This window comes from Moorena sp. SIO3B2 (assembly GCF_010692525.1).
In the GTDB taxonomy this organism is placed as follows: Bacteria; Cyanobacteriota; Cyanobacteriia; order Cyanobacteriales; family Coleofasciculaceae; genus Moorena; species Moorena producens.
Genome location: NZ_JAAHHE010000401.1, coordinates 1 through 1638, shown reverse-complemented (window position 1 = coordinate 1638; position 1638 = coordinate 1). Strand labels below are relative to the sequence as shown.

Sequence of the window (1638 nt, the reverse complement as noted above, 5' to 3'; positions counted from 1 at the left end):
TGGACATCCGTCACACCTGGCTGGAATGGATTATTATTTCGACCAAAACCAGGACGTGCGAAGAGTGATGGAGTACCAGCGGTTTCATTGAAACCCTCAATCACGTTATCAAAGGGAGCATTTTGTCTATCGAAGAATATATCACCGTCTCCGTCTACAGCACGAAAATCAAATGGCTCAATATTAGGAAACTGACCACTAATTACATCATCTCTACTGGGGGGATTAACCCTGCCGAAATTAACTGCTGCGGCTCCGCCATCACTGACTACAAAGGTATCATTAATCCCAAAGGAGAAACTGGCATTATAAGCATCCGTTCCAGCCAGGTTAACATCAATAATCTTGACATTTACTGCCACTTGACGGCGACGAGCATCCAACTGTTTGAGTAAAGAGGTCGCAATTTCAATTTGCCTGGGCTCACCTACCAGAGATATAGAATTAAGTCGCTCATCCGTAGATACTGCTAATCCCTCCAGCAACAGTGCCCCTTGGCTACCGTCTTCCCGCTCAGCGGTAACTGGTTGAATTTCTGGGGCTCGTTGGATTTGTCGCACCACTCGTTGGGTTTCAGGATCGATGATTTCTTCGGTCTCGCTTACTACCTGTTGCACTTCTGCTCCCTGAGTGGCTAAGAAAGTAGCAGCCCCTTGGGCACTGGCTTGATTGAGCCGTAGAGTACGACTAATTAAATTACGAGCGGCTTGAGGGAGTTTGGCCCCAACAAAAATTGTGCTTCCCCGACGGTTAGCCTGAAGACCAGACAGCTGAAGAATATAGTTGAAAGCATCTTGGACGGGTTCGTTTTCTAAATCAATAGAAATGGTGAACTGTGCTACACCCGAGTCTTCATCTGACTCAGCAAAGGCCAGATTGAGTCCAGCAGAACGAGCCAACAGAGACAACACTTCTCGAATCGGTGCTTCTCGTAATACTAAACGGGGCACTAGAATTGCTGTGCCAAGATCTATAGTGCTAGCAGCAGCATTAATATTGGAAACTGCAATATCCCCTACTGGTGGTGCTACTGCTCTAGGTAAGAAGGGGGGCGCTGGCGCAATCGGTTGCACCGCATTAGCTGGAGCTGCCGGTATCCCATCAATAATAATTTCTGGCTCAGGTACCAGCACATCTGGTTCAGGAGCCACGATTTCTGGAGGTTCAGGAGTTTCTGAGGGGTTAGCCTCTGTCTCTGGTTCTGGTTCAGAAAGTTCCGCTGGTTTCTCCATCTGTTCCGTTTCAGTATTAGTTTCTGTATTAGGAAATTGAGGATTAGGAACTTGAGCCAGCTTCATCACCGATGAGTCTTGGATAGATAATATCCCCTGATTCTCAGTAGTGGTGTCAATGCCTAAGGTAATTCCCTGAGCGTCCCTTTGGATCAGTGAACTTATTGGCAGTTTGTCAGTGCCTCGAATTGTCACCCTGACCCGGTTGTCATCTAGTTCCTTAACTGCAACCGCACTGATATTGGGTAGGGGGTTAGTTTCACGGAAGTTAGTCCCTTTGGGCAAACTCAGCTGGGTATTAACCAGATCAGCTACCAAAACATTGCCTTGGTTAACAGCAAAAATCTGTGGACGCTCATTGCCCCCTTTTGTCTCAAGTTTCAGTTCCAGTTCACTCCCCTGCTGG

General features: G+C 47.3%; 1 protein-coding gene. It reads right to left on the bottom strand.

The genetic code is table 11. From position 1 onward, the window contains the following. The coding region (locus F6K38_RS34620) for an AMIN domain-containing protein (RefSeq protein ID WP_287359641.1) at window positions 1–1638 on the bottom strand (1638 nt) is incomplete at both ends.